The sequence below is a fragment of the Pandoraea communis genome (assembly GCF_902459745.1).
In the GTDB taxonomy this organism is placed as follows: Bacteria; Pseudomonadota; Gammaproteobacteria; order Burkholderiales; family Burkholderiaceae; genus Pandoraea; species Pandoraea communis.
The window spans coordinates 57,895-81,331 of the sequence record NZ_CABPSJ010000001.1 but is presented as its reverse complement, the minus strand read 5'-3'; the positions used below and the strand labels follow the sequence as shown (position 1 = coordinate 81,331).

Genomic DNA, 23,437 nt, shown 5'->3' with positions numbered 1-23,437 from the left:
CCGCTTAGCTGGCGCTGGCCGGCGTGGACTTACGCACCGGCGTGATGTTGGTCGCGAACTGCGTCGAGTGCAGGCTGGCGCCGGTCAGGAAGTAACCGTGCAGGCTGTGGGCGAAGCGGTTGAGCTTCGAGACGATGCCCTTGTTGGCGCGTGTCAGTGCGTTGAAGCCCAGCACTGCGGGAATCGCGACGAACAGACCGAAGGCGGTCATGATAAGCGCCTCACCCACAGGGCCAGCCACTTTGTCGATGGTCGTCTGACCCGATGCGCCGATGGCCAGCAGGGCGTGATAGATACCCCACACCGTACCGAACAGGCCAACGAACGGCGAGGTCGAGCCGATCGATGCCAGCATGGCCAGACCGCTTTGCAGACGCGAAACCGTGTCGTCCACCGAGTTCTTCAGTGCGCGCGTGATCCAGTCGCTCACGTCCATCTTGTCGTGCAGATGCGGCTGGCTTTGGCGGTGATGTTCAGCGGCGTCCTGACCAGCGAGGGCGAGGGCGAGGAACGGGTTGTTCTGACCGGATTCGCCCAGCTTCTGCAAACCGGCGGAGAAGTTCTCCGAGTGCCAGAAGTCCGGCTCGGCGGTGCGCGTCAGGCGGCTCAGGCGGAAGACTTGCGTGCCCCTGATGATGATGACAGTCCAGGACAGCACCGACATCACCAACAGCACGATCGCGATCGCGCGGGTGACGAAATCGCCCTGCGCCCAGACGTGACTCAAACCATACTCTTGCATTTTGCGTTCCTCGGGAGATCCAGTTCGTAAATCGTGACGTTAATCGTTCAGATTGAAATTAAATGGTTTGGTCGCCGCGGCTTCCACCGCTCGGCCGTTTTGTATCGGGGGCGCGCAGCGCATCGCCAGTGCAGCGGTGCGGGCGGCCTGATCGAGACGGGGGAAGCCGCTCGATTTGACGACATTGGCGCTCGAGACCACACCGCGGGTGTCGATCACAAGACGCAATGTGACGGTGCCTTCCTCGCCAACGCGACGTGACTGCGTAGGATAGACCGTACGCGGTTCTTCGCATTTGACGGCGAGCCCTTCGATCGGACCCGACGGCGCGGGTGCCGGGGCCGGTGCGGGCGGGGCGGGGGGCGTCGGCGCGGCGTTTTGTACCGGTTCGACTTGCTGCTGCGGCGGTGCGACCGGTTCGGCCTTCTGGGTGATGGCGTTCTTCGGTTGCTCGCGCGGCTTGGGCAGCGGCTGTGCGACCTTCGGTTTCGGCGGTTCCGGCTGTGGTTTGGGCGGCGCGGGTTGCGGTGGCGTTGGCGCGGGCGTGAGCGGAATAATCGTGGCGGTAAATGTCGTCGGTTCGATCGTTGCCTTCTCGGGGTCGCTGCGCAGGTGCGACAGACCGACCAAGGTGGCAATGTGAAGGACGACGATCGCAGCCGCGATCGCGATGGCGTGCGGCGACGTCAGCGGATCTCGGATCTGCGTGAGCGCAAGGCCAGATGGGGGCACGGCGGTCGACATGATAACGGCTAGGGTACGCTAAATTGCGGCGGTGAACGATGAGGCAAGCGCGGTGTGCGAAGCCTCGGAGTTCGGGAGGGCCGGACGTACGATCAAAGGAAAACCGCGCCAAGGGGCGCGGTCGGCGAACGCAGTGAGTAAAAGCACCGGGCTTGCACTCACCTTCTAAACAGAAAAAAAGACAAGCATAGCGTCGAGACAAAGCCAATCAGGAGTTCCATCGGACACCTCCAGGGTGACGAATCGCTGGCTGGCGCATGACGTCTGCGAGACGCCTGGCTGGCTCCGTAGCCGTCGTGATCCGGACGCACTCCGGTCATGACGGTGATATCGACATGGATGATATGGGCGAAGTTTCGCCTTCACCGAACGTGCTGGCAGCGATTATGCCGCCAGTGCGAATTCTCGTGTCACGACCACGGCTTCGGTCGAGGTTTCAACCTGCGCGGATTGACAGCAGCCCCCGCACGAGCGGCCGCAGCACGGCGTGGCACCCGACACCATCTCCTGAACGTACGGCCCGCACTTGCCGCAGCATAGCGCAACGCCGAGGTCGATCTGGAGATCTTCCATCGTGGAGGCGCCAGCGTCGAGACAAGCCTTGATCTGGCGCTCGGAAACGGATTTGCAGACACAGACGATCATGGTGAAAACGTCAAAATGTAACACTAATGAGAATAATTATTATTCAAGACCTAGTGTTTTGCAAGCCCCATCGACCTATCCCATAGTCCGCGCAGGGATATACGTCGGCGGTTTTAAGCGGGAATGATGGGAAGGTTCGGCGGCCGATCCAGACAGGCCGGGCCGTGCGGCGCGATCCCGGCAATGTCAACCGTTTGTACGCGGGGGGCGTTGGGCAGCAGCCGATCTGCCATGGTTTGCAGCGCTTCCGCGTTGGCGGTCGTCATCAGTTGCAGACTGCCGTGTCCGTCTGACGGTTGGGAAGCGTTCAGCCCATTGGTTTCAAGACGTCGCTGAAGCTGGCGGGCAATGGCGGCGCCTGTGTCGACGAGGGTGAGGGCCGTGCCGAAGCGTCGCTGGATGGCGGGGATCAGGAACGGGTAGTGGGTGCAGCCGAGTACGAGCGTGTCGGCGCCTTGCGCCACCATCGGCTCGATGAAGCGGTCGAGAAGCGCCATGACCGTTGGGGAGTCGACGTCGCCGGCTTCGATGCGCTCGACAAGCCCGTGGCCCGGCTGGCAAAGGAAGCGTTGCCCCTGCGCAGTGTGACGCGCGAGCAGATCCGCGAACCGGGCGCTACGCAGCGTAGCGGCTGTGGCGAGCACACCGATGACACCACTGCGCGATGCCGCTGCGGCAGGCTTGATGCCGGGTTCGACGCCGACGACCGGCCACGACGCGTCGGCGCGCAGCGCTGCCACCCCATGCGCCGTTGCCGTGTTGCAGGCAACGACGAGCGCCTTGGCGCCGCGCTCTCGCAGCCACCGGCCGATCGCGAGGCTGCGTTGTTCGATGAACGAATCGGGGCGTTCGCCGTAGGGGGCGAAGCGCGAGTCGGCCACGTAGAGCAGCGACTCATGGGGGAGCAGGGCGCGTACGGCCTGAAGGACCGACAGGCCACCGAGGCCGGAATCGAAGACGCCAATCGGCGCGTTGGAGGGCATGGCAAATGAAAAAGGGCCGGCAAATGCCGGCCCCGAAATTCTAGCGCAAACCTTGCCGGCCGATACTGACCCGGCGATGCGCCTGTTATGTGTCTTGTGGGGAGTGACGGGCTTATTCTTCGAACGACGCCATGCCCGACTGCTGGTAGTTCTGAAGACCGACCTTGCCGACCAGTTCGATCTGCGTTTCGAGCCAGTCGATGTGTTCTTCGGTGTCGTGCAGGATCTCGTTGAAGATTTCACGCGAGACGAAGTCCTTCACGCTTTCGCAATGCGCGACACCTTCCTTGCAGGTCTTCTGCGAGAGGCATTCGAGCTTCAGATCGCACTTCAGGATTTCCAGCGTGTCCTCGCCGATGAGCAGCTTGTGCAGGTCTTGCAGGTTGGGCAGGCCGTCGAGCATGAAGATGCGTTCGATCAGCTTGTCGGCGTGCTTCATTTCGCCGATGGACTCGTCATATTCGTGCTTGCCGAGTTTGTTGAGACCCCAGTGGTTGTACATCCGGGCGTGCAGAAAGTACTGGTTGATCGCCGTCAGTTCGTTCGTGAGCTGTGCGTTGAGGAGTTCGAGGACTTTCTTGTCGCCTTTCATTTCGGATCCCTGTTTTTCATGCAATTTGCGAGCGGTTGAAGCGTAGCCTGAAAAGGCCGGGAAGCCAAGCTTCGCAAGGCTTTTCGTGAACCGAGGTGCGAATGGAAATACGATCCATTCGCGCCCATCGACGCGACATCGACGTGGCGCAAGGCGGCGCCGGTGCACAAAAAAGCCCGGTCGATGCCGGGCTGGGTCCTGCGGGCCGACGAGGCCCTTTGCGGGTCTCGTGCAGCCTGTGTTGCTGTTCTGCTGGCCTGAATTACTCGGCCGCGACCGGAATCTTGCCGATCTTGGCTTGCCATTCCTTCGGGCCCGTCTGGTGCACCGACACGCCGGTCGAATCGACGGCCACGGTCACCGGCATGTCCTTGACGTCGAACTCGTAGATCGCTTCCATACCGAGGTCTTCGAAGGCCAGCACGCGCGCGGCACGAATCGCCTTGGAGACGAGGTAAGCGGCACCGCCGACCGCCATCAGGTACGCAGCCTTGTGCTTCTTGATGGCTTCGATGGCGGCCGGGCCACGTTCCGACTTGCCGATCATGACGGTGAGCCCCGTCTTCGACAGCATCATGTCGGTGAACTTGTCCATACGCGTGGACGTGGTCGGACCTGCCGGGCCGACGACTTCGTCGCGCACCGGATCGACCGGGCCGACGTAGTAAATGGCGCGGCCCTTGAAGTCGACCGGCAGCGGTTCGCCGCGGGCGATCATGTCGGCGATGCGCTTGTGGGCGGCGTCGCGGCCCGTGAGCATCTTGCCCGAGAGCAGCAGGGTCTGGCCCGGCTTCCAGCTTGCGACTTCTTCCGGCGTGAGCGTGTCCAGATCGACGCGCTTGCTCGTCTCGGTGTTCGGTGCCCAGTGAACGTTCGGCCAGGCGTCGAGCGACGGTGCGGCAAGGAACGACGGGCCCGAGCCGTCCAGCGTGAAGTGTGCGTGGCGCGTGGCCGCACAGTTCGGGATCATGGCGACCGGCTTGGACGCGGCGTGCGTCGGATAGTCGAGGATCTTCACGTCAAGCACGGTGGCCAGACCGCCCAGGCCTTGTGCGCCGATACCGAGGGCGTTGACCTTCTCGAACAGCTCGATACGCAGTTCTTCGTTCCAGTTCTGCGGGCCGCGCTTGATTACGTCATGGATATCGATCGGGTCCATGAGCGATTCCTTGGCGAGCACCATGGCTTTTTCCGCCGTGCCGCCGATACCGATGCCGAGCATGCCCGGCGGGCACCAGCCGGCGCCCATCGTCGGCACGGTCTTCACGACCCAGTCGACGATCGAGTCGGACGGATTGAGCATCACGAACTTCGACTTGTTCTCCGAGCCGCCGCCCTTGGCCGCGACCGTAATGTCGACCTTGTCGCCTTCCACGATTTCGTAATGGATGACGGCGGGCGTGTTGTCCTTCGTGTTCTTGCGGCCGGCTTCGGGCGGCGCCACGATCGAGGCGCGCAGCACGTTGTCCGGGTGCAGGTAAGCCTGACGCACGCCTTCGTTGATCATGTCGGTGAGGCTGCGCTTGGCATCCCAGCGCACGTTCATGCCGACCTTCACGAACACCGTCACGATGCCGGTGTCCTGGCACAGCGGGCGGCGGCCTTCGGCACACATGCGGCTGTTGGTCAGGATTTGCGCGATGGCGTCCTTCGCGGCGGGGCTTTGTTCAGCATCAAAGGCGCGGCCCAGCGCCTGGATGTAATCTTCCGGATGGTAGTAGCTGATGTACTGCAGGGCACCGGCGACGCTCTGAATGACGTCGTCTTCTTTAATGACGGTAGACATGAAACGGCTCTCGACTTAGTGGGGACTGGTATGGGTGAGGACTTGCGGGGTCGCGTACACCGGGGCGTGGCTGTCGTTCGTCATCTTGTTGACGAACGCCACGACGACGGCGGAAAGCAGGAAGGCACGGTGAATGATCACCATGACGAGCAGGTTCGAGATCATCACCACGTCGATCAGGCCCAGGTACAGCGGCAGTTGGCGCCAGCGGCTGAAGAAAATGACGCGGGGCAAGGGGCGCATCGGCGCGTCGGACGGGCGGCCGGGAGTCGACATGGCTATTTTGACGGAGTGGAGGCATAAGCCTGCGATGACGGCCGCAGGCTGTAGTTATCAAATACGCAAAGCAAATGCGAAACCACCGGGCAACGCGCTTACCGCTGAAACGTCACGGATGGCGCGTCGCAAAAATCGGCATGGCGGGCATTTTACAACGTCTTGCCGGGGACGCCGTGTCCGATTCAGTCCCGGGCCGGCAATAGCGTTTTGCGCGTCCCGGCGGACGGCAACGCGGCGAGCACGATCCCGGCCACCGTCAGGGCCAGTGCAGCGCCCTGCGCCACCGTCAGCCGCTCGCTCAGAAAGATCACGCCGTACGCCGTGGCGGCCACGGGCACCATGGCGGTGAAGACCCCTGCCAGTTGTGCACTGACGTGTCGAATGCCGCGCATCCACAGGAAGAACGAGAACACGCTGGCGGCGAGGCCGTACCAGACGATGAGAGCCCAATGGCCGGGGGTGAGCGACGCGTAATCCACAGCCATCAGCCCGACCACGCCGAGCGGCAGCATCAGCACGCCGCCTATCAGATGCGTATAGGCGCAGATATCGATGGCGGACAATTCTGCGGCGAGCCGCTTCGAGACGATCACGTAAATGGCTTCGCAAACGACGGCGCCCAGCACGAGGGCGTTGCCGAGCCATGCGTTGCCTGCCTCGGAGGCGCCGGCGCTGTGCGCGTCGTCGCGAGAGAGGTTCAGCAGCGCCACACCGGCAATCGCGAGCGCAACGCTCACCAACGTGCGCCGCGACGGGTGTTCGCGCAGCACCGCCCACGACAGTAGCGCCACGCAGGCGGGCAACGTGGCGGTGATGACGCCGGCGGCGGTGGCCGTCGTCATCCGCACGCCCGAGAGCATGAGCAGGGTGAAGAGGAACGTGCCGAAGAACGTTTGCACGAAGAGGTGTCCCCATTGGCCGCGCGTCACGCGTCGCATGGCGGCTGGCCGGTAGCGGGGGGCGAGGGCGATGACGGCGATCACGAAGCGCCACAGGGCGAAGGCGGCCACGGGCATGACGGCGACCATTGTTTTGCCGATGCCGACGTTGATACCCACGAAGGTCATCGCGAGGGCGAGCGCGAAGCTCGGAAAACGGGCAAAGACACGCTCGGTGGCCGAGGGCGCTGAGGGAATGTCGGCGGACGGTTGAGGCGGAGATGTCGAATTCACGGGGGCTCCGGGCGAGTCCGGGGTGGCGAGACGGGGTTGATACGGGTAGGATTGTAGCGAATACGCCACAGTCTGTTGCCATGCGGTAATGCGTTCGCGTGAGTCCCGCACGGGGGGCGCGGAACTCGGATGCAGCAGTGTAAGGCGTTAGTAAGTCGCTCGTCTTAATGTGACGTTAGCGATTTGTTTAGGCTTGATTGCAATCGTTTTTGCATATCCATAAGAGGGGACAACTCATGGCAGCAATTGAATCGGTATTGCAGGAGCAGCGCGTCTTCGCGCCACCGCAGGCGCTGGTCGCCAAAGCGAACATCTCCGGCATGCCGGCCTATGAGGCGCTGTGCGCCGAGGCCGAGAAAGATTACGAGGGATTCTGGGCGCGTCAGGCGCGCGAGAATCTGGCCTGGCACAAGCCGTTCACCAAAGTCCTCGACGAGACCAACGCCCCGTTCTATACGTGGTTCGAAGATGGTCAGATCAACGCTTCGTACAACTGCCTGGATCGTCAGATCGCGGCGGGTTTGGGCGACAAGAACGCCATTCTTTTCGAATCCGATGACGGCACGGTGACGCCCGTCACCTATCGCGACCTGCTGGCGCGCGTGAGCCGTTTCGCCAATGCGCTCAAGGCCAAGGGGGTGAAGAAGGGTGACCGCGTGGTCATTTACATGCCGATGTCGGTCGAAGGCGTGGTCGCCATGCAGGCGTGTGCGCGTATCGGCGCGACGCACTCGGTGGTGTTCGGCGGCTTCTCGGCCAAGTCGCTCAACGAGCGCGTGATCGACGCCGGCGCGGTGGCCATCGTCACGGCTGACGAGCAGATGCGCGGCGGCAAGGCATTGCCGCTGAAGGCCATCGTCGACGAAGCGCTCGAGATGGGCGGCTGCGACCATGTGAAGTCTGTGATCGTCTACCGCCGCACCGGCGGTAACGTCAAGATGCAGGCCGGTCGAGACGAAGTGCTGCAGGACCTCGTCGCGGGCCAGTCGGACCAGTGCGAACCCGAGTGGGTTGGTGCGGAGCATCCGCTGTTCATCCTTTATACGTCGGGCTCGACGGGCAAGCCGAAGGGGGTGCAGCACAGCACCGGCGGCTACCTGCTGTGGGCGTCGCTCACCATGCAGTGGACGTTCGATATCAAGCCGGACGACGTTTTCTGGTGTACGGCCGACATCGGCTGGATTACCGGTCACACGTACATCGCTTATGGCCCGTTGGCCGTGGGTGCGACGCAAGTCGTGTTCGAAGGCGTGCCGACGTACCCGAACGCTGGCCGTTTCTGGGAGATGATCGGCCGTCACAAGGTGACGGTGTTCTACACCGCGCCGACGGCGATCCGGTCGCTGATCAAGGCGGCTGAGCAGACGCCTGAGGTGCATCCGAACAAATACGACCTGTCGTCGCTGCGCATTCTCGGGTCGGTCGGTGAGCCGATCAACCCGGAAGCGTGGATGTGGTACTACGAGAACGTGGGTGGAGGGCGTTGCCCCATCGTCGACACGTGGTGGCAGACGGAGACGGGCGGTCACATCATCACGCCGCTGCCGGGCGCGACGCCGTTGGTGCCGGGTTCGTGCACGCTGGGTCTGCCGGGCATTGCGGTGGCGATTGTCGACGAAACCGGGCAGGACGTGCCGAACGGTCAGGGCGGCATGCTGGTGATCAAGCGTGCGTGGCCGGCGATGATCCGGACGATCTGGGGGGACCCGGAGCGTTACAAGTCGAGCTACTTCCCGTCGGAGCTGGGCGGCAAGATCTATCTTGCGGGCGATGGTTCGATTCGCGATGCCAAGACCGGTTACTTCACGATCATGGGCCGTATCGACGACGTGCTGAACGTCTCGGGGCACCGCATGGGCACGATGGAGATCGAGTCGGCGCTGGTGGCGAACCCGATCGTGGCGGAGGCTGCGGTGGTGGGGCGTCCGGACGACACGACGGGCGAGGCCATCGTCGCGTTCGTGGTGCTCAAGCGTTCGCGGCCGACGGGTGACGAGGCCAAGCAACTGGCGCTTGAACTGCGTAACTGGGTGGGCAAGGAGATCGGGCCGATCGCCAAGCCGAAGGACATCCGTTTCGGGGACAACTTGCCGAAGACCCGCTCGGGCAAGATCATGCGCCGTTTGCTGCGTGTGATTGCGAAGGGCGAGGAAATCACGCAGGACACGTCTACGCTTGAGAATCCGGCCATTCTGGAGCAACTCAAGCAGGCGCAGTAAGCGCGCGGTACCCGGCCTGCTATGGCAAATCGCTCGCCGACCGGCGCGGCCGGCACGGCTGACACGATGCGCGTCGGCGGGTCGCTGCCGGGCGCTGCTTCCGGCGGTCCGCGGCCCGATGTCGATTGGCATGGGGCCGCGGCTGGCATTGCGTCGCGTCACTGGTGGCGCACGTTGCGGCTGGTGGCGGTCCTCATGGTGATCGGCTTCGTGACGACGTTCGTGCCGCAGTTCTGGGCGCGCGAGTGGGCGTCGCTGCGGGTGGCCGGGTGGCCGCTGCCGTTCTACATGGGCGCGCAGGGTTCGATCCTGATCGACATCGGACTGATCGTCGTTTATGCGTGGCGGCAGCGTCGCAATGACGCCCGCTACCACCGTGAGTTGCACGCATTGCGCGATGCCCATCGCGACAGTCTGGGGCCTGACGGTGCCGGGCTGGGCCAGTCGGCGGCACCCGCAACATCGAGAAGTGCTTCCTCTCGCGCCGTTTCGGCGCCGACTCACCGATGAGTTTCACGCGCAGACTGCTGCGCTACTATCTGTATTACACGGCGGGCTTTCTTGCGTTCGTGCTGATGATTGGCTTGCTTGAGCGGGTCAATGGTCCGGGCGTGTGGATCGGCTATGCCTTTCTGTTCGTAACGATTGCCGTCTACGCGGTGATCGGCTTGATCTCCCGGACCTCTGACGCGACGGAGTACTACGTTGCGGGTCGACGTGTGCCGCCGATGTTCAATGGCATGGCGTGTGCGGCGGACTGGATGAGTGCGGCGTCGTTCATGGGGCTGGCGGGATCGCTGTACGTGTCGGGTTACGACGGCCTTGCGTACGTCATGGGATGGACGGGGGGGTATTGCCTGGTGGCGTTCCTGCTGGCGCCGTATTTGCGCAAGATGGGGCGTTACACGGTGCCGGATTTTCTTGGCACGCGATACGACAGCAATCTGGTGCGGGCGCTGGGCGTGTTCTCGACGATTCTGTGTTCGTTCGTTTATCTCGTGGCGCAGATTCAGGGCGTGGGCCTGATTGCGTCGCGATTCATTGGTGTCGAGTTCACTATCGGCATCTTTTTCGGGTTGGCGGGCATTCTGGTTTGCTCGTTCCTGGGCGGCATGCGCGCTGTGACTTGGACGCAGGTCGCGCAGTACATCATCATGATTACCGCGTTCCTGGTGCCGACGGCCATGATTGGTCATCAGACGGGCAATGGCTGGTTTCCGCAGTTCGCTTATGGCGAGGCGTTGGCGAAGGTTGAGGCGTTGGAGCGAGAGATCCAGCAATCGGTGCCGGAGCGCGAGGTGCGGGATTATTACCGCGAGCAGGCGGAGCAGATGCAGCGTTGTCTGGATGGCTTGCCGGACAGCTTCTATAGCGAGCGTGCGGAACTGGAGCGGCAGTTGCTGGATACCAAGCGTCGAAATGGGCCGTTGCGTGACGTGAAGGTGCTTGAAACGAAGCTTGATGCTTTCCCGCGCGACGTGGGTGAGGCGCAAAACCAGTGGCTGGAGATGCGTAATCAGTATGTTGAGCGCAGCGAGCCGCCGCATGCGATGACGGAGCCGTTTCCGGCGCGAGACGACACGACACGCAGTTCGCAGCGTTTGAACTTCTTGTTGCTGATGGTGTGCCTGATGATAGGCACGGCGAGCTTGCCGCATATTTTGACGCGCTATGGCACAACAGCGACGGTGCAGGGCGCGCGCAGTTCGGTGGGGTGGACGTTGTTCTTTGTGGCGTTGTTGTATGTGAGTGCGCCGGCATTGGCGGTGATGCTCAAGTACGACATGCTGCTGCATCTGGTGGGTGCGCGATATGAGAATCTGCCGGGGTGGGTGACGCAATGGCGTCATGCGACGCCGGTGCAGTTGGACATCTCGGACGTATATCGCGACGGGGTGGTGCAGTGGGGTGAGATCTGGATGCAGCCGGACATGCTGGTGTTGGCCGGACCGGAGATCGCGGGGTTGCCGTATGTCATTTCGGGGTTAGTGGCGGCGGGGGCGTTGGCGGCGGTGTTGTCGACGGCGGACGGGTTGCTGCTGACGATTGCGAATGCGTTGTCGCACGACGTCTATTTCCACATGGTGGACAGGAATGCGTCGAGCCAGAAGCGGGTAACGACGTCGAAGATCTTGTTACTGTGCGTGGCGATGTTTGCGTCATATGTCACGTCGCTGAAGCTTGGGAATATCTTGTTTCTGGTGGGTGCGGCATTTTCGTTGGCGGCGTCGTGTTTGTTCCCGGCATTGGTGCTGGGGGTGTTTTGGAAGCGTACGACGCGATTGGGAGCGACGGCGGGGATGGTGAGCGGGTTATTGGTGTGCGTGTACTACATCACGACGACGTATCCGTTCTTTACGCGGTTGACGGGATTTGCTGGGGCGCGCTGGTGGGGAGTGGATCCGATTTCGGCGGGGGCGTTCGGGGTGCCGGTGGGGTTTGCGGTGGCGATTGTGTTCAGCTTGCTGGGCGGACGTCCGAGCGCGCGGGACAGGCATCTGGTGGACCATTTGCGCCGTCCGTAACGAGGAGATCGCGAAGAAATTTTGCGGGGTCCGCACGAAAGGGTATGGGATGTTGCCGACGATCTGCTATAATGCGCGACCTTCAGGAGAGATGGATGAGCGGTTTAAGTCGCACGCCTGGAAAGCGTGTATAGGTTAATAGCCTATCGGGGGTTCGAATCCCCCTCTCTCCGCCACAGATGTTTAAAGGGCTCCCCGCAAGGGAGCCCTTTCGCGTTTTACTATAGGGCGGATGTTTACTATTCCGGGGGCTGGCGGGGGCGGTTCGACGTACTCCGGCTCCCGAGAGATGAGGTGTCGGAGCGCTCGGTAGCATCTCCGCCTTGCTCGCGCATGTGTGCGCGAAAGTCACGCCAGCAGTTTGACTAAGTGCCTCGATTCGAGGTGCTGACATTCCACTTTGCTCCCCAGCCACACCCTCGGAAATTCTCCTAGGCGCCCTTGAACGGCGTCAGCGCCGCTCGATAACACCTGAGTTCGCCTCGGACAGCCGCATACTGTCTCCCGATAGGCGATTTGATATGCAATTGCAGCGATCAACGCGTCGTCCAGCGGTGTCCGCAGATTGGTGCTAAATTGAGATCTATAGCACTGGGTGCTACAGTTTTCGGTCATAATACACACAACCTGACCAGATGCCTGTAGCGAGAAATCGAGCGACCGAGACCGGTCAAGAGAGGATCCGGATCTTCGTAACACGGAAGTTTGCGGGAGACGCGAGGAATGCCGGAATAGCGAACGACCAGCTATACAAAGTGGCAAGGGAATGGGCCAGCAGGGGAGTGGGTGGTAATCCATTGGGCGCGGGAGTTGTAAAGGCGCGACTTCGCAATGGAGACTTCCGAGCGCTCTTCTTGGAGAAAGAGGAGATATGGATAATTTTTGCCTACCTGTTCGACAAGCAAGACGAAAAGAATGTTGGGCCGAAGACTTTGACGGGCTTTAAGAAGCTTGCGAAAGACTTCAAAAACTTGCCTGCAAAGGCATTTGAGGAAATGCTTAGGTCGGGCGCGTTAGTGGAGATTTGCAAAAATGACTAAATCTACTGTTGCATCCAATGCTGTGACCAAGCCAAGCCGAAAAATGGCCGTTAAGGTGAGAACCGCGATGTATACAGCCTCAGAGGAAAGATCGAAACGCCGTGCTGCCATCGATGAGTCTGATCCGTTAGCGGCGATTCATGAGATTGCTAAAGATATGCATGCCGCTGGCGGTATCAGTAAGCGGACGATGCGCGAGTACGACGAATTGTGCGTGCCCCCGGTGCCTGAGTACACGAAGACTGCGATCATTAAGATTCGCAAGAGCGTTCACGTGAGCCAAGGCGTGCTTGCCGCATATCTCAACACCAGTCCGTCGACAGTTCAAAAGTGGGAGGCGGGCACAAAGAAGCCCAGCGGGGCGGCCGCGAAACTCCTTCAAGTCATAGAGAAGCATGGATTGGAAGTGCTGGCCTGAATTCCTCGTCTTGGAGCGAGACTCAAAACCAGAGATGAACCGAAGGGCTTCCGCGCAGGAAGCCCTTCGCACATTCCCATGCGACATGCGTAACCTTCAGATGCTTAGCGGAGCGGTTTGACACGCTCCGGTTTGCGTCGATAGACCCTCGCGGTTAGGCGGCTATCGGCATGCGCGAGAAGTGTTTGGGCATGCTCAAGCGTCTCAGCATCGCTGGCGCACTTGGCACGAAGATCATGCTCCGTGAACCGAGCTTCGACCTTTGTTTCGGCTAGCACCCGTCGCATAAATCCTTGCCACATCGAGTCCCATGAGCCAGCCCTACCTGTCTTCTCGCTGAGGAAGCACTCCCCTTGTTGAGTGCAAAATAACCACTCGGACCTTTGAGACGGCCTCACGGCCTTAGCCTCCTCCACAGCCTCCCGCAACGCATCCGTCCACTCGATGATCAACCGCTTGCGGGTGGTGTTCACCGTTTTTGCTGGCATGACGTGTATTCCGTCCTCCTTCAGTTCATCGAGACGAAGCCTTAATAGATCCCCACGACGCAATCCCGTGAGTAGCTTTACGCGGATATAGGCATGCACAGCGAGGATGCTGCCGGTCTTCCGCTTCGACGTTAGCGAGAAGCATTCCAAGATCTCCCAGTCTTCTACATACCGCGTCCTCGGTGGAATGCTCGCCAAGCGCAACTCGCCTTTAAACGGATGCCGGTCGATGTACCCCCACTCGACAGCCTTCGTCAGCGCGTGCGATAGCACTTCGACTTCGCGACGTGCAGCCACCTTTGCTTCGCGCTTGTCGATGTACTGATAGACGTGACGAGGCTTAATACCATTGAGAGGCATGCGTCCGAAAACCGGCTTAAGCGACTTCAACGCAGACGTGTTCTGCGCTTGTGTTGTTACCGCCTTGGTCGGCAAGACCTCCCGGGCATAGCGTTCAAGCAACTTGTCGATGGTTCGCACGTTTTCCAGATCGGCAAGCCGATCCGACCAGACTCGATATGCCTCGGGAAGCGACGATCCGAGACGGAACGTTTGTTTGTCATCCCACATCGATTCGAGGCCCGGAGGTACTTGGTAGTAGTACGCGCCGCTGATATGCCGCCAGCGCGTTGGTAAGCCCTTATTGCGGGGATCACGCTTTCGCGGCATTCATCGCCCTCCAGTCTGGTTCGATGGAGGCGTCACGGGCGGCTATGGCCGTTTGCGCGCCAAGCACCACGGCAACATGTTCGCTCAACACCACAATCGTGCCGTTTGGCCGCACACGGTGCTCAATGCCCATCATGCGCAATGCGCGTGCCTGAGCACGGTTCTGAGTGCGTCCAGTCAGTGTCACTAACTCATCCGGTTCGAGAAACATCGAGGTCAGATTTCTCATCGATGTACCTCCTTACGCCTTGCCGTCGGAGTCACGTCGCTCTCGTGTTGCGAGCCAGAAATATCCCGCGTCCTCGTTCCAGTAAAACTGGTGACCTTCGAGCGATACGCCGGTCTCAGTTGCGGAGTTGTACGCGGCAACAATGGCATCGTGAGCTTCGTCTTCGAGAAAATGAACAATAGTCTCCGCTTCCGGAACCTTGATCCCCCGACTTGCCCAGTACCGCTTTTCATTGAGATTGTGCTCGTCGAAATTCTTGACGATGTACTTCCCAATGTAAGTCGCGATCTTGTGACGAAGACCGACCTCGCGATTCGGGTTGCGCACATCAACGTTGCCGTTACCCTCGCCGACGACACGGAGCCACATCGCTCGCAGGACGCGATAGTTCTGCCGCCCTTTGACCGCGATGTGCAGATGCCACGCACCCCGCTTTTGTCGCTCGGGGACAGCGACGTATTGAAAGTTCTGAACTCGACCCAAGAGGCGCCGCAGCGCGTCGAAATCGCGCTTGATTCGCTCTTTGTCGAGCACGTTTTCTCGATACGTAAGCGTGATCATGCGGTCGGCGCCAATTGCTTTGCAGCGCAACCGCACTTGTTGTTTGGCGCGTTTTGCGGCGCTCAGCATGCTCTTCTCCTCGTCCTTCGACTCGCCACGCTTTGCCCTAGGCATGAGATGAAGATCTTGAGCTTTCATGTACCGATCAAAGCGGATTGCAAAGGCTTCAACTTGTCCATCCTCAAACACACGTCGGCGGACGATCCATTCACGGCGGAACGGCGAGTAATCCATCAAGGGGGTGTCATTCATCGCAAACCTCTATCTCTCTGATCAGGATGCCCCTCGCATTGATCGCTTGGGGGTAAGTGTTCTTGTCGTGCCTGATCTGGCCGGCGATTCCGATGACTTGTACGTTAAGTGTTGTAGATACAAGTCTAAGGGCGCGCTTCGCGCGCCCGCCGTCCTCGCCCCTGCGGGCGGCGGGCGCTCGCAGCGCTTCCCAACTTTTTTCCGTAACCCTTCACGTTCAAGACAAGCGATATCGCTGCATCGATCGCAGAAAGGTTCGGCATCAAAGCCGGAATGCATAGGTATGAGGTTGTGGCAAGCGCACGAGGAGAGACCCGCTGCTCGGTCACGCGAGCCGCGCTGAGCCGCGCGATAACCGCCCGGACTCCGCAGGCACGCACACGCAACCCTCTCTCCGGGTACGGCGCTGACACTCCCGACGCTAGACGTCCTGAAAGACGACCGGTTAGCGGAAGTAAAAACGTCAATGCACGAACCAACGGTGAGGTTGGGTTACGACTGTGTTACCTGCCGGGTGAGATAGGAAATTTTTTGGATGATGGCCGCAGCACGACGAAGGTTACTGCCCGCATTAGGGATTGGCCGAGCTCTCGTAAAACTGCCCCAGCGTACGCATCTGAGCGCCGATGTAAATCCGGCATTTGTCGCCGGAAATAATATGGGCCAGTGCGAACCCATGCTTCTATGCACTGAATACAACGGTACAAACGTAGGCCGCGCATGTATACGCGGCGGGAATGTCTGGGTATTAAAGCAGCGCGCGAAATCAGCGTATATAGGGAAATTCCGATTGGCGCGGAAGTGGGGAGGGTGATGGCTTGCATGGCGAGTGGCGTGGCTTGAGATTGAAGCAGCGCGCCGCGTCGTGCGCAGCGCGATGCTATGAGAGCAGCCGAAACATGCGGGGGGCCATGCCGGGGGCAGAGTTAGACGCTGAGGTTGAGGCTATGCCGCCAGAAGGTTGGTTTTCAGCCTATGGCATTCGCTGACAAGTTCCCCGGCCATTTCGCCGAGTTCTTCGAAGATCGCGAGTAGAAATCTGTGAGGGATCTCTTTGCCTGCGTCTGTGGTCGAGCACATCGCGAGAGCGAGGATGCGTTCTGAGAGGGTGTTGAGTCTATCCACGGAAGCGTGGACTAAGGGACCTGCAGGGAAATAGGAAGTCATGCGAGTGCCTCGTTCTAGCCAACTTTCGAGAGCCCCGCCACCCACCGCATTGCGCAGAGGTGGGCGGGCACTGGACTAGGTTAGCGAACCGCTGGTCACTCCGATAGGCGGCACACCCGAAGGTGTCCCAATCCAGGCCCGCCCGTTGACACGGATGCGCGGCACTACGCACACGAAAGCCGCAAATTTCGCGGCCGTGTGCCGGAGATATGACCGTTCGGGTCGCTAAACCCGGTCGCGTTTGTGGCGCGACGGGGACAAGATTAGCGATCCGACAATATCGGCACCACGCGTTCCGAGTCCCATTCTAGGTCACTCGTTGCGATTCGGAACATTCCGATGCCTCAATAGGGACTCTTCTTGGTTGATGTGGGCGGTCTGAACAATGTGTTGCATGAAAACGGAGCCTTGGGCTCCACTCACGTGTAAGCGGGCGATTGGTTCAACCGCGTCTAAGGACACTGTTTCGTATCCGCTCGGGAACGAAAGCCGTTAAAGCGGTGCAATTTCGGCATTTCGTTCCCGCACGGGAACGGTATCTATCGAATGACGGCGGTGTTTACTCGGAATCTACTTCGGGCCAGAGCTTCGGAAACAGGAATCTCAAGCTCTTTAGCGACAGAGCGAAGGCAAGATTATCCCGATGTGAGTCAGAACGAAGAATCCCGAAATCCAAAAGGCTCCGGGTAATACGTCTCGCAGTTGCATCGCTCTCTCCGAGAATCTGTGCGAATTCCGCCCGCGAAAGCGGTCGGGTGCGAGCGATGAATTCGAGGGCTAGGGCCGACTTCTCCGGCCTGATAACCGATTTGTCGGAACCTATCTGCCACGGGTTCGCGTCAAGGTAGTAGAGCAAGTCGCGCAACCGTGCTGTGAAGCCTCCGAACTCCATCATCTTCAACATGAAGGTGACTTGATCCAGGCAGCAGTCGAGGAAGTAATTGATGAACTTGGCTAGCTCCTCCTGCGACAGGTTGCCTCGTCCGTCCAAGTCGTTGCGTCGAGACATATCCGCTGCGGCGAGGCGAGCGTAGTACTCATCGTGGGTACGAGCGAATCCGCGTAACGGGGACCAAAGGCCGTCGGTCAATCTAGATGCGTGTAGCGTCAAATGCGAATGCAAGCGGCAGACGCGACCATTGCCGTCGATGAACGGGTGTATCCACGCGAGGCGATGATGTGAGCAAGCTGTCGCTATCAGTTGGTACTCAGAGGCCTTGATGCGGGAGTAGCGCTTCCCCCATTCCTCCATTAGCTGGGGTATGAGATCTGCGGGGGGCGCCATGTGCTTGCCAACGGTGACATCCTTCTCCCTAAATTCGCCAGGTCGGATAAGGTCGCCTTCGTTCGTAAGTCGGAATTTTTCCGGCAGCGCTTCGAAGAACAGTCGGTGTATGGTGCACACGCGCTCCGCATCGAACATCTTGCCAACCGTTGTATCTCCCCATTGCCTTTCTAGCTGCTCCTCAGCGTGAATATGCGCTGTGGCCATCAGCTGCTTCTTGTGCTCTTCCGTGTCCGACGAATAGTGTTGCTCAAGAGCCTGCTGAATCTGCGCCGGAGTGGTGTGTTGCCCCTCGATCTTGTTCGTGTAATACGAGTTCATATTACGAAGGAGCGGAATGAGTGCCTCAGCGACCGGGCCTTTCCCGTCGGCCTGCAACTCGCGGGCTTTCTCAGACAGAGTGGCCGCCAGTTCGAGTGAACCGTCGAGCACGCGGTCTTCCGGGAAGAGGGGCTGGATCGAGACGACAGTAACCATGGGACCTTCTTTGCGTAGATTTTTCCTCGTGAACTCGCCTATTCTCCCGGGTTTGTATAGCTTTTTGGAGGGACGAATGTAGGGTTGTTTGGAGGGTTGTAGGATGTCTAAGTGTTTGTGAATTATAGATTTTTTTTGATTTTGTGTGCAGATAAATGTAGGGTTCAATGTAGGGTTTTGTGGGCGGTGCTACAACTCCCCTCAGCCGCCAGAATCCTGAACAGCTGCTCCAGCCACGTTACTGGATGTATCGAATGCTCACATCCCTCACGCTTGACTACGAACTACTGGCGAAGGCAAAGGCGCTTGCAGGCCTCCAATTCGCGAAGGCATTGATCAATGAGGCACTCAGAGCGCATTGATTGGAAGAGACGGTCATCCTAGTGGCGACGAACTGCTGGAGATGGAGATAGCTGAGCGATACACCTGAGCGCTCGCTTGTCCATCGAGATTGAAATGAGCGCCGCGTACTTGGCGCTGCGCTCGGGGCTCGAAGCGGGGAGCGGGCATAGCAACGACGTGGCCGAAGACGGCATCGCTCCTCCAGTGGCCAGTGCGGTTGTCGCATACTGGCCGGAACCGGGCCTACCGTTCGCTCTCGTCCAGCGCCGAAGAATTCCTTCCAACGGATCAAATAGGTCGATTCTCTGGAACAGATTGCAGAGCCGAATGGCCTTCTTGGCTAGCTTGGTTGGAATGTCATGGTTTAATATTGATATTCATAAATGAAATGTCAAGTAGCAATCTCATGCGATCAAAAATATGTTGAAAAATCGTTCATACGAACCTAATGATGGGGACGTTCTCTATCACTATTGCAAGCCAGAAACATTTCTAGCGATCATCTCTAATAAAAAGTTGCGGTTCTCAGACTTGTATTCCATGAACGATTTCATGGAGTTGGAGTGGGGGCGCCAAGTGTGGCGGGAGAGCAAGACAGATCTGATAGAGACGTGTGGAGAGCCGTTGGTTCACGACATTGGTGAATGTATGCAAGCTGCGTGGATCGCAGGGTATCCACTCGCAACATGTCTATCAACTCAGGGGGATGTCTTGAGCCAATGGCGTGCTTATGCTCAAGATGGGCGCGGCTATGCGATTGGTTTTGACGCTAAACGCCTTGTAAATCTCGGTGCTCGGGCGCTTCGCGTGACATACGATAAGGAAGAGCAGCAGGCGGAAATCCGCGGTCTCGTTAATGCGATGTACGAGGTTGAGAAGAATGGAGAGCCTCGCGATCCACAGGGATTTCTTCACCTATGTACTGGTTTGGCGTTCGATATGGCCGCATTTAAGAGTCCGGCTTTTTCGGAGGAGAGGGAGGTTCGCCTAATGCGACTTGCTAATCTAACGAATGGGGACCGGATGTTTCGATTGAGTGATGATTTCGGTCCCGCAGATGATCCGGATTGGTATCGAGCGAAAGTTGAATTTCATTTGAAAGAGAGCGCGCCAGTCCCGCATTTGGATATCGATTTTTCCAGAAAAAACGTCAATGGAGCCATTGTCGAGGTGATTCTCGGACCAAAAAACTCATCGCTTGAAGTTAGTGTAGCCGCGTTTCTCGAAACAAACTACATACAGGATGTGAAGATTAGTAGGTCGATAGCCTCTTATAGGTGATTTGGATAGCGAATTTTATAGATTGTTTTTGTATGATTGATTGGAGATAATTCTCATTGCTGAGACAGGAAATCTAAAAGTTTTTTGCGAAACTAGAGACTAAGCTGACGTGGCAGGCTTTCGGGGCCGATATCTTTTCCGCCGCCACCGCGTGCATCGACTGATGAAAGGCGAAGGTCTGCGTGCGGAGGTCGGCTACGGTAGCAAGCCTCGTTATCGTGGCGGTCCGGTCGGCGTGGTGGCCAATGTCTTGAATCGGGAGTTCGCCCCCCGACGCGCCGAACAAGGCTCGGGTCACCGACATCACGTACATCCGAACCTACGAAGGCTGGCTGTGTCTGGCAGCAGTCATGGATCTGTACTCGCGTCAGATCGTCGGCTGGGCCACGCGCTCAACGATGACCAGCGATCTGGTATTGCGGGCTTTGCTCGCCGCAGTATGGAAACGCAAACCGAGACCCGGCGTGATGGCGCATCCGGATCAGGGCAGCCAGTTCACCAGCGATGACTGGCAGCCATTCCTGAGGGCGCACCATATGGTGCCGAGCATGAGTCGCCGTGGCAATTGCCACGATAACGCCGTTGCCGAAAGCTTCTTCAGCGCATTGAAGAAGGAGCGAATCAAGCGGCGCATTTACCCGAACAGGGCTGCTGCTGCCACGGACGTATTCGATTACATTGAGATGTTCTACAACACGATTCGCCGACATGGTTCCGCCGGCGACATGTCACCTGTAGAGTTTGAGCGGCGCTACGCGCTAAACGGCTCATGCGTGTCTGCGAAACTCTGGCCGGTCCAGTCGCTAGCTGCGGTGGGGAGGTAATCATTCGAGATGCGTAAGCGCCGCGCACGTTTGTATGGGTGATGCAGACGATTTTCTCGCCTTTTCTTATCACTCAACTATAGCTTCGACCGACAATCACGAAGATGCTCGACTAGTCGGGGGCGATAATATAAGATTGATTTTTTAAAAAGAGGTGTGGTGTTTAAAATCTATTGCTTAGTAAAAGAATGAATTTTATTCATTGATTTCATATGGGGGCGCGCGTCGTAGAGATGCTAGCGTAGGCATGCCGCAATGGATATTTGCCTTTTTTGAAAATTTCACGATGCACTTGATATGCGAGTACTGAGCGGTGTCGCGAAGCAGAACGTATGCTTGACTTCGCGTCCATGTCGATAGAACTTTCCTTCAAGGATGAGAAACTTCGCACGATATGCGAAAGTCCTGTCTCGTCGAAGCGTAAATTGGGGGACGAGATTGCTAGAACCTTGCGCGCGAGACTGGCCGATCTTCGGGCGATCGGCTCACCGAGCGAGTTCGTTCGCATGGGGCTCGCCAAATTCGACCAAAATTCGGATGTTCAAATGGTCATACCTATTGGCGAGAACAACGTGGTGGTCACTACGATTGGCCATAGACCCGTGCCACGATTTGCGAATGGCCAAGTAAACTGGGGCCAGGTTTCCCGCCTCAAAATTCTTTCCATTGGGTGTGCTGATGAGAGCTGAAGCCGATTTCCTTCCCGCATGGGCGATCCCTCCTGGTCGAACAGTATCGGACCTGATGGAGTCAAAAGGCATTTCGCTTGAGACTCTAGCTCTGTCAATTAATCTAACAAAGGGAGAGCTTCAGGAGCTGCTTCAGGGGCGTGCCTTTCTTACTGACGCGATTGCCGATGGCCTTGCGAAGACTATTGGTGCTTCCGCAGATTTTTGGCTTCGGCGAGAGGGGCAGTATCGCGAGCAAGCTGCTAGGTTAGACATGGATGTGGACGCCAATGATGCCCAGTATGCTGACTTGTTGCGCGCTTTGCCCTTGCGACAAATGGTGGAGTTTGGTTGGATTGATTTGCCGGTAGATAAGGCAGGAAAAATTCGTAAGTGTCTCGAATTTTTCGGTGTTCCGAGCGTTGCCGCTTGGCGGAGAACCTATGGAGATTACAAAGAAGCTGCCGTGTTTCGGACTACGGAAGCGCATCCAGAGAATGCACCGTCAACTATCGCGTGGCTCCGACGTGGTGAGGTAGTCGCCGATGCAATGGTTTGCAATGATTGGAATCCTGAGTCGTTCAAAAAGCAACTCACCAAAGTCCGAGCGCTCACGCGGCTTTCGAATCCGGCCGAATTCGTCCCCCTGCTACAGAAGCTCTGTGCGGAGGTTGGCGTTGCCGTCGTGATTGCCAAAGCACCTACGGGGTGTCGGGCGAGCGGAGCGACGTTCTTTGCGACCCCAAACAAGGCAGTCCTTCTATTGTCGGCTCGCTATTTGAGTGACGATCAGTTCTGGTTTTCGTTTTTCCACGAGGCAGGGCATCTCGTACTTCACTACGATGAAAAGGCGCTAATTCTTGAGATTTCAACAGGCGGGCCGACATCTCCCAAGGAGGAGGAGGCAAACCTGTTCGCCTCAGATTTTTTGGTGCCCAAGCATTTGCAGGCGCGAATGCCTGAGGCTGCGAAGAGTGTCCGCGGAATTGTGCGCCTTGCACGAGATGCTGGTATATCCAATGGTATTGTTGTGGGGCAGCTTCAGCATCAAGGATTAGTGCGACGTGAGCACTTTAATAAGCTAAAAGTTCGATACAAATGGGCGTAGAACTAGCCACGAAATGGGACGAACTTCTCAGGACTTTTCTGCCAATTGCAGAGGGAGTCTTCAATTACTTGCATGCCAACATTTAATACTTGGTCTAACTCTATGCTTAGTGAATCAAGTTCGGATTTTGAGATTCCGGCCTCGACGCTCCCGCCAAAAAGTAGGCGTGCACCTCGAACTGGCCCGGTAGCGTGAATCATGTATGCCGAAGGTGGGGCGATGTTGGCGAGTCCGATCTTGCCCAACATGGTCAAGTAGTCAAACTTTCCAGTTCGTCCGAATCGATGGACAGCATCCATGCTCTTATACAGATAGTCAAAGAGCTCCTTAGGATCATCACCAACCACCTCCTGCGCTGCTGAAAGCATTGCAACATGCGAGCGACCGGGACCTACCCACTCCACGTAGCTGTTCAGGACATTGGCTAGGTCTTCTAGACTTTCATACTTTCGATGATTTCCGAACGGGAAATTCTTGCGCTCCCGTTTGATGTTATCGATGTGCTGGTTGAACCAAATATAGAAATCTACCGGCGAACTCGAAAACCGTTCCCAAGTCCACACGAAATCATCGGTGTAAGCGCCGTAAACCATGCGGAGCAGTGCGTAGCCTTTGCTCGCATGTTTTCCGCAGTGCACAAAAAGATACACGAGCCAGTAAGCTTCGTCGACGTTCCCCTCGCGCATATGGACTATCGCGGCGCGTAGTGGATCGAACATCTCAACGTCCTTTGGATCCAGGCGTCTCGGCGAAATCGGTCGCTTACCAATTGCTGACACATATTTGACCCGATGGATGCTTTCTACCATCTGTGCGGCCAATGCGGAAATGGCCGCTCGACTTGTTAGTCCGGGGAGCTGTCGCACTTTAGCTCCATATTCCCTTAAATTTTCTTCGAGGTGTCTGGTCAGTTGCGGATTCTTCATGTCTGCCGATGATGT

Annotated in this window: 21 protein-coding genes, 1 tRNA gene and 2 pseudogenes; 11 read left to right on the top strand and 13 right to left on the bottom strand. The window is 58.4% G+C overall.

From position 1 onward, the window contains the following. Nucleotides 1-4: 4 nt before the first annotated feature. The 8 genes and pseudogenes from PCO31110_RS00420 to PCO31110_RS00385 form a co-directional block, all read right to left on the bottom strand. Nucleotides 5-742, bottom strand: a complete 738-nt coding sequence (locus PCO31110_RS00420; RefSeq protein ID WP_010805740.1) for a MotA/TolQ/ExbB proton channel family protein — start codon at nucleotides 740-742, stop codon at nucleotides 5-7. A gap of 39 nt (nucleotides 743-781) precedes the next feature. Further along, a complete protein-coding gene (locus tag PCO31110_RS00415) occupies nucleotides 782-1,486 on the bottom strand; it encodes an energy transducer TonB (protein ID WP_150689369.1) in 705 nt (234 codons plus the stop codon). 384 nt (nucleotides 1,487-1,870) lie between these two features. Next, on the bottom strand, nucleotides 1,871-2,131 hold the full coding sequence (locus PCO31110_RS00410) for a (2Fe-2S)-binding protein (protein WP_010805742.1): 261 nt from the start codon (nucleotides 2,129-2,131) through the stop codon (nucleotides 1,871-1,873). 113 nt (nucleotides 2,132-2,244) lie between these two features. After that, nucleotides 2,245-3,114: a glutamate racemase gene (gene murI, locus PCO31110_RS00405; RefSeq protein WP_150689368.1), complete on the bottom strand. Its 870-nt coding sequence runs from the start codon at nucleotides 3,112-3,114 to the stop codon at nucleotides 2,245-2,247. Between the two features lie 112 nt (nucleotides 3,115-3,226). Further along, the gene (gene bfr / locus PCO31110_RS00400; protein ID WP_010805744.1) at nucleotides 3,227-3,706 is read right to left on the bottom strand and encodes a bacterioferritin; all 480 of its coding nucleotides are present in this window, start codon (nucleotides 3,704-3,706) and stop codon (nucleotides 3,227-3,229) included. A gap of 262 nt (nucleotides 3,707-3,968) precedes the next feature. Beyond that, on the bottom strand, nucleotides 3,969-5,492 hold the full coding sequence (locus PCO31110_RS00395; RefSeq protein WP_010805745.1) for a fumarate hydratase: 1,524 nt from the start codon (nucleotides 5,490-5,492) through the stop codon (nucleotides 3,969-3,971). 132 nt (nucleotides 5,493-5,624) lie between these two features. Then, nucleotides 5,625-5,768, bottom strand: a pseudogene (locus tag PCO31110_RS25940) (TIGR00645 family protein); the annotation flags it as partial. Nucleotides 5,769-5,953: 185 nt separating this feature from the next. Then, complete coding sequence (locus PCO31110_RS00385) at nucleotides 5,954-6,907, bottom strand: DMT family transporter (protein WP_150689881.1); 954 nt, start codon at nucleotides 6,905-6,907, stop codon at nucleotides 5,954-5,956. A 272-nt stretch (nucleotides 6,908-7,179) separates the two neighbouring features. Here PCO31110_RS00385 and acs point away from each other — a divergent pair, with 272 nt between their 5' ends. From acs to PCO31110_RS00355, 6 genes are all read left to right on the top strand, one after another. Then, nucleotides 7,180-9,162: an acetate--CoA ligase gene (gene acs / locus PCO31110_RS00380; protein WP_150689366.1), complete on the top strand. Its 1,983-nt coding sequence runs from the start codon at nucleotides 7,180-7,182 to the stop codon at nucleotides 9,160-9,162. A gap of 21 nt (nucleotides 9,163-9,183) precedes the next feature. Continuing rightward, a complete protein-coding gene (locus PCO31110_RS00375) occupies nucleotides 9,184-9,672 on the top strand; it encodes a DUF4212 domain-containing protein (protein ID WP_246189686.1) in 489 nt (162 codons plus the stop codon). Continuing rightward, nucleotides 9,669-11,687 (top strand): sodium:solute symporter family protein, encoded by a 2,019-nt coding sequence (locus PCO31110_RS00370; RefSeq protein WP_150689365.1) that lies wholly within the window; start codon nucleotides 9,669-9,671, stop codon nucleotides 11,685-11,687. The genes PCO31110_RS00375 and PCO31110_RS00370 overlap by 4 nt, the downstream gene beginning before the upstream one ends. 85 nt (nucleotides 11,688-11,772) lie before the next feature. After that, a tRNA-Ser gene (locus PCO31110_RS00365) sits at nucleotides 11,773-11,863 on the top strand. Between the two features lie 459 nt (nucleotides 11,864-12,322). Next, nucleotides 12,323-12,727 carry a type II toxin-antitoxin system RelE/ParE family toxin gene (locus tag PCO31110_RS00360; protein WP_150689364.1) on the top strand — a complete coding sequence of 135 codons (405 nt, stop codon included), beginning with the start codon at nucleotides 12,323-12,325 and terminating at the stop codon, nucleotides 12,725-12,727. 67 nt (nucleotides 12,728-12,794) lie between these two features. Then, a complete protein-coding gene (locus PCO31110_RS00355) occupies nucleotides 12,795-13,145 on the top strand; it encodes a helix-turn-helix domain-containing protein (RefSeq protein WP_150689879.1) in 351 nt (116 codons plus the stop codon). A 104-nt stretch (nucleotides 13,146-13,249) separates the two neighbouring features. Here the strand turns inward: PCO31110_RS00355 and PCO31110_RS00350 are convergent, their stop codons facing one another. The 4 genes from PCO31110_RS00350 to PCO31110_RS00335 form a co-directional block, all read right to left on the bottom strand. Further along, nucleotides 13,250-14,302, bottom strand: a complete 1,053-nt coding sequence (locus PCO31110_RS00350; RefSeq protein ID WP_150689363.1) for a tyrosine-type recombinase/integrase — start codon at nucleotides 14,300-14,302, stop codon at nucleotides 13,250-13,252. Then, complete coding sequence (locus PCO31110_RS00345; RefSeq protein WP_150689362.1) at nucleotides 14,286-14,531, bottom strand: DUF4224 domain-containing protein; 246 nt, start codon at nucleotides 14,529-14,531, stop codon at nucleotides 14,286-14,288. Before PCO31110_RS00345 ends, PCO31110_RS00350 begins: the two co-directional genes overlap by 17 nt. Before the next feature lie 12 nt (nucleotides 14,532-14,543). After that, nucleotides 14,544-15,344: a rolling circle replication-associated protein gene (locus PCO31110_RS00340; protein WP_036663398.1), complete on the bottom strand. Its 801-nt coding sequence runs from the start codon at nucleotides 15,342-15,344 to the stop codon at nucleotides 14,544-14,546. Between the two features lie 1,726 nt (nucleotides 15,345-17,070). After that, nucleotides 17,071-18,273 (bottom strand): Fic family protein, encoded by a 1,203-nt coding sequence (locus PCO31110_RS00335; RefSeq protein ID WP_150689361.1) that lies wholly within the window; start codon nucleotides 18,271-18,273, stop codon nucleotides 17,071-17,073. A 245-nt stretch (nucleotides 18,274-18,518) separates the two neighbouring features. On the opposite strand from PCO31110_RS00335, the gene PCO31110_RS26225 reads away from it, so the two are divergent. The 5 genes and pseudogenes from PCO31110_RS26225 to PCO31110_RS00310 all read left to right on the top strand — a co-directional run bounded on the left by PCO31110_RS26225 (nucleotide 18,519) and on the right by PCO31110_RS00310 (nucleotide 22,496). After that, nucleotides 18,519-18,635 carry a type II toxin-antitoxin system VapB family antitoxin gene (locus PCO31110_RS26225; RefSeq protein WP_370855797.1) on the top strand — a complete coding sequence of 39 codons (117 nt, stop codon included), beginning with the start codon at nucleotides 18,519-18,521 and terminating at the stop codon, nucleotides 18,633-18,635. Between the two features lie 400 nt (nucleotides 18,636-19,035). Next, nucleotides 19,036-19,896: a DUF2971 domain-containing protein gene (locus PCO31110_RS00325; protein ID WP_150689359.1), complete on the top strand. Its 861-nt coding sequence runs from the start codon at nucleotides 19,036-19,038 to the stop codon at nucleotides 19,894-19,896. 142 nt (nucleotides 19,897-20,038) lie between these two features. Next, nucleotides 20,039-20,720, top strand: a pseudogene (locus tag PCO31110_RS00320) (IS3 family transposase); the annotation flags it as partial. A 332-nt stretch (nucleotides 20,721-21,052) separates the two neighbouring features. Continuing rightward, nucleotides 21,053-21,409 carry a hypothetical protein gene (locus tag PCO31110_RS00315; RefSeq protein WP_150689358.1) on the top strand — a complete coding sequence of 119 codons (357 nt, stop codon included), beginning with the start codon at nucleotides 21,053-21,055 and terminating at the stop codon, nucleotides 21,407-21,409. Further along, nucleotides 21,399-22,496: an ImmA/IrrE family metallo-endopeptidase gene (locus tag PCO31110_RS00310; protein ID WP_150689357.1), complete on the top strand. Its 1,098-nt coding sequence runs from the start codon at nucleotides 21,399-21,401 to the stop codon at nucleotides 22,494-22,496. The genes PCO31110_RS00315 and PCO31110_RS00310 overlap by 11 nt, the downstream gene beginning before the upstream one ends. A gap of 2 nt (nucleotides 22,497-22,498) precedes the next feature. Here the strand turns inward: PCO31110_RS00310 and PCO31110_RS00305 are convergent, their stop codons facing one another. Then, nucleotides 22,499-23,422, bottom strand: coding sequence for an alpha-glutamyl/putrescinyl thymine pyrophosphorylase clade 3 protein (locus PCO31110_RS00305; RefSeq protein WP_150689356.1), 924 nt, complete (start codon nucleotides 23,420-23,422; stop codon nucleotides 22,499-22,501). Nucleotides 23,423-23,437 lie beyond the last annotated feature (15 nt).

Bases quoted from the DNA above. Each gene is read 5' to 3' on its own strand.
- acs (WP_150689366.1), top strand. From the start codon at position 7,180: ATGGCAGCAATTGAATCGGTATTGCAGGAGCAGCGCGTCTTCGCGCCA.
- PCO31110_RS00335 (WP_150689361.1), bottom strand. From the start codon at position 18,273: ATGGTTACTGTCGTCTCGATCCAGCCCCTCTTCCCGGAAGACCGCGTG.
- PCO31110_RS00305 (WP_150689356.1), bottom strand. From the start codon at position 23,422: ATGAAGAATCCGCAACTGACCAGACACCTCGAAGAAAATTTAAGGGAA.
- PCO31110_RS00325 (WP_150689359.1), top strand. From the start codon at position 19,036: ATGTTGAAAAATCGTTCATACGAACCTAATGATGGGGACGTTCTCTAT.
- PCO31110_RS00350 (WP_150689363.1), bottom strand. From the start codon at position 14,302: ATGCCGCGAAAGCGTGATCCCCGCAATAAGGGCTTACCAACGCGCTGG.
- PCO31110_RS00340 (WP_036663398.1), bottom strand. From the start codon at position 15,344: ATGAATGACACCCCCTTGATGGATTACTCGCCGTTCCGCCGTGAATGG.
- PCO31110_RS00315 (WP_150689358.1), top strand. From the start codon at position 21,053: ATGCTTGACTTCGCGTCCATGTCGATAGAACTTTCCTTCAAGGATGAG.
- PCO31110_RS00410 (WP_010805742.1), bottom strand. From the start codon at position 2,131: ATGATCGTCTGTGTCTGCAAATCCGTTTCCGAGCGCCAGATCAAGGCT.
- PCO31110_RS00415 (WP_150689369.1), bottom strand. From the start codon at position 1,486: ATGTCGACCGCCGTGCCCCCATCTGGCCTTGCGCTCACGCAGATCCGA.
- PCO31110_RS00370 (WP_150689365.1), top strand. From the start codon at position 9,669: ATGAGTTTCACGCGCAGACTGCTGCGCTACTATCTGTATTACACGGCG.
- PCO31110_RS00355 (WP_150689879.1), top strand. From the start codon at position 12,795: ATGTATACAGCCTCAGAGGAAAGATCGAAACGCCGTGCTGCCATCGAT.
- PCO31110_RS00310 (WP_150689357.1), top strand. From the start codon at position 21,399: ATGAGAGCTGAAGCCGATTTCCTTCCCGCATGGGCGATCCCTCCTGGT.
- bfr (WP_010805744.1), bottom strand. From the start codon at position 3,706: ATGAAAGGCGACAAGAAAGTCCTCGAACTCCTCAACGCACAGCTCACG.
- PCO31110_RS00375 (WP_246189686.1), top strand. From the start codon at position 9,184: ATGGCAAATCGCTCGCCGACCGGCGCGGCCGGCACGGCTGACACGATG.
- PCO31110_RS00360 (WP_150689364.1), top strand. From the start codon at position 12,323: ATGCCTGTAGCGAGAAATCGAGCGACCGAGACCGGTCAAGAGAGGATC.
- PCO31110_RS00420 (WP_010805740.1), bottom strand. From the start codon at position 742: ATGCAAGAGTATGGTTTGAGTCACGTCTGGGCGCAGGGCGATTTCGTC.
- murI (WP_150689368.1), bottom strand. From the start codon at position 3,114: ATGCCCTCCAACGCGCCGATTGGCGTCTTCGATTCCGGCCTCGGTGGC.
- PCO31110_RS00395 (WP_010805745.1), bottom strand. From the start codon at position 5,492: ATGTCTACCGTCATTAAAGAAGACGACGTCATTCAGAGCGTCGCCGGT.
- PCO31110_RS00345 (WP_150689362.1), bottom strand. From the start codon at position 14,531: ATGAGAAATCTGACCTCGATGTTTCTCGAACCGGATGAGTTAGTGACA.
- PCO31110_RS26225 (WP_370855797.1), top strand. From the start codon at position 18,519: ATGTATCGAATGCTCACATCCCTCACGCTTGACTACGAACTACTGGCG.